This window comes from Microbacterium sp., from assembly GCF_031988965.1.
Lineage (GTDB): Bacteria > Actinomycetota > Actinomycetes > Actinomycetales > Microbacteriaceae > Microbacterium.
The window spans coordinates 1-3,031 of the sequence record NZ_DALZXX010000225.1; the positions used below are offsets into that span (position 1 = coordinate 1).

The 3,031-nt window shown below is 69.3% G+C and carries 4 protein-coding genes; 2 read left to right on the plus strand and 2 right to left on the minus strand.

Annotation, left to right across the window (positions count from 1 at the left end; translation table 11 throughout):
• On the minus strand, nt 1-307 hold a 307-nt coding region (locus RTM68_RS17935; RefSeq protein WP_312173600.1), incomplete at its 3' end, for a hypothetical protein.
• 67 nt (nt 308-374) lie between these two features.
• Between RTM68_RS17935 and RTM68_RS17940 the strand changes: the two genes are divergently transcribed.
• Nucleotides 375-1,244 carry a MurR/RpiR family transcriptional regulator gene (locus RTM68_RS17940; protein ID WP_312173603.1) on the plus strand — a complete coding sequence of 290 codons (870 nt, stop codon included), beginning with the start codon at nt 375-377 and terminating at the stop codon, nt 1,242-1,244.
• A gap of 3 nt (nt 1,245-1,247) precedes the next feature.
• Here RTM68_RS17940 and RTM68_RS17945 read toward each other — a convergent pair whose 3' ends face one another.
• Nucleotides 1,248-2,354 carry a DUF998 domain-containing protein gene (locus RTM68_RS17945; RefSeq protein ID WP_312173605.1) on the minus strand — a complete coding sequence of 369 codons (1,107 nt, stop codon included), beginning with the start codon at nt 2,352-2,354 and terminating at the stop codon, nt 1,248-1,250.
• A 120-nt stretch (nt 2,355-2,474) separates the two neighbouring features.
• Here RTM68_RS17945 and RTM68_RS17950 point away from each other — a divergent pair.
• Nucleotides 2,475-3,031 (plus strand): HAD-IA family hydrolase (locus RTM68_RS17950; protein WP_312173607.1); only part of this gene is annotated, 557 nt, incomplete at its 3' end.

Consider the following 3,031-nt stretch of genomic DNA (forward strand, 5'->3'; position numbering starts at 1 on the left):
CCGAGGCGACGACGGAGCGGACTCCGGCTGCGGTGGCGACCCGATGTGCGAATTCGGCAGCCGCGGCGGGCGCTGCCCAGGCGCCTGCGGCCCCCACGGAGACGGCGGTCAACAACGCGCTCGAGGAGGTGCGGACGCCGTCGAGCGCGGGCAGGACAGCGGCGAGCGCTGCCGCGACGCCGTCTCGCGCTGCGAGTCCCGGAGCCCCGGCACCATCGAACACGAGACGGCGTTCGGAATCGAACAGGACCGCACGACACCGCGATTTGCCGAGATCGACGGCGAGCACGGCGGAATCGGTAGGCATGAAAATAGTCTACGCACGGGCATGCCTTTATGAAAGAATTGTTCACACGCGACAGGGCAGGAGACCGATGAGCGTCCAGACGACGATCGCCGCGGCGAGCGACACCCTGCCGCCGTCACTCGCCCGCATCGCCCGAGTCATCGCGCAGACGCCCTCGATCGTGGTCGACAGCACCATCACCGAGCTGGCCACGACGTGCGAGACCTCGGTCGCATCCGTGATCCGCTTCTGCCGCGCGATCGGGATCGACGGCTATGCCACTCTGCGCAGGGCGGTGGCGGCCGAGCTCGGTCGCGAATCGGCCCAGTTCCGCGCCTCCTCGGGGTTCGGCTCGGAGATCTCCGCCGCGGATTCGCTGCGCCAGGCGACCGCGAAGATCGCCGCCCTCGAACTGCTCGCGATCGAAGAGACGATCGCTGCCCTCGACTACGACGCGTTGGCGCGAGCGGTCGAGGCCGTCGACGTCGCCGACCGGATCGTCCTCTTCGGAGTCGGCGCGAGCGGGTTGGTGGCTGCCGACCTCGGCCAGAAGCTCCTGCGCATCGGGCGGCTCGCCGTGGTCGCCTCGGACTCGCATGAGGCCACGGCGGTCGCCGCGCTGGGATCTCGCAGTTCCGTGGCGATCGGACTCTCCCACTCCGGCACCACTCGCGAGACCGTGACGTTCCTGCAGTCGGCGCGCTCGGCGGGGAGCGTCACGATCGCCATCTCCGGGAATGCGGCCTCCCCCTTCGCCGCCGACGCCGATCATGCGCTGCTGACGCACGCACGCGAGCCTCGACTGCGCGCGGGGGCGATGGTCAGCCGCATCGCCCAGCTCGCGGTCGTCGACTGCCTGTTCGTCGGAATCGGGCAGCGACGCCACGACGCCACGGTCGATGCGCTGCAGCGCACCTCGCAGGCGACGCAGCCGCTGCACGCCGCCGACGCAGGCTGACGATCACGATCGGACGGGCTCGCGTCCGTCCACCGACACGACGGAACCTGCGGTGCGCAGGAACACGATGATCCAGCTGAAGATCAGCACCGCCGCGATGAGCTCGACGGCCGTCAGGTTGTAGTACCCCGTCGCGAAGAACACCGCCAGCAGGACGATCACCAGCACGAAGGCCCATCCGAACGCGACGAAGACCTTCGGGATCGTGGGCAGGAACCAGGGCAGGCCCACCACGACGACGGCGAACACCACGACCATGCCGGTGGCGACGGAGTTGTGCACGAGGAAGAACTCGTCGACCGGGAAGACGCCGACGCACGCGAGGAAGATCCCCATGAGGATGAGCCCGCCACGAACGACGGTGCGGCCACGCCGGTCCTGCGGAGCGGACGCGGGCAGCCCGGCCGTGGCGTAGCGTGCGATCGTCGTCACCATGATGCCGGCGATGATGAGGGTGAGATTGAAGGCGAGAGACGCACTGTTGCTGCTCATTCCCAGAGCCGAGAGGTTGTCTCTCCACCAGTCCACGTCGCTGGACGCGAGCATCGCCGCGAATGCACCGACGACCAGGAAGACCGCCAGCACGAGCGACAGCACCACGGGCGTCAGCGCCACCGAGCTGAGGAACGAGACGTACGCGGTGAGAGCGAAGGCGACGGCCACGAGCACGGCCCCGGGGAAGGCGAAGACGGGCGCGCCGGTGAAGCTGCGTTCGAGGAGCTCGGCGATTCCGATCCACCCGAGATAGGCGATCGCGGCGTGCGCGAACGCGATGGCCGCGAGGTCGTACCAGCGCAGCCGGTCACCCGGAACGCTGAAGCCGTCGCGCACCGCAGTCGGATCGATCTCGCCGGGCCGAACCGCGAAGCGCCCGGCTGCGAACGCGAGGATCGCGGTCACGGCCCCGCCGATCGCGGCGAACACGCCGATCGACCCGGGGCCGCTGATGGCGAGTTCACGCCCCCAGAACACGGGGAAGGCCACCGCGAACCCCACGAGCAGGAAGACGGTGCCGACGATGAGGGCTGTCGCCTCGAAGACGGCGTCGGCCGTGTCGGGGCCACGCAGCTGCCGCAGAACATCCATGGCCTTCGCACTGATGGCTTTCATGGCTCCCCCTTCCGAGGATTCTTCTTGAAGTATGTCGGGTCGCGCCCGCGCCGTGGGCATCTCCGCGCGTACGGAGCACGCACTCGATGGATCCTCGAATCCCGGCGCTACGCTGAAACGATGACCGAGACGATCTCCGCCCGCGCCGCCCTTCTCGACATGGACGGCACCCTGGTCGATTCGACCGCTGTGGTGGAGCGGCTCTGGCTCGCCTGGGCGGAGCCCCACGCGATCGATCCGGCGACTGTGCTCCGCGTGGTGCACGGGCGTCAGGGGCACCAGAGTATGGCGATCATGCTTCCCGACCGCGACCACGCCATCAACCTCAGCGAGAACCGAGACATGCTCGCGCGTGAGGCGAGCGACGTCGACGGCGTGATCGAGATCGCCGGCGCGGCGACCTTCCTCTCGAGCCTGCGGGAGCACGCGCACGCGATCGTCACCTCGGCGGACCTGCGGCTCATGACGGCCAGGATGCAGGCGGCCGGACTCTCGGTGCCGCCCCTCGCGGTGACGGCGGAGAACGTCAGCGCGTCGAAGCCTGACCCCGAGGGCTTCCTGCTCGGTGCGAAGCTGGTCGGAGTCGAGCCTGAGGACTGCGTCGTCTTCGAGGACTCGGCGGCCGGCATCCAGGCCGCGCACGCCGCGGGGATGCGGGTCGTCGGTGTCGGCTCCCA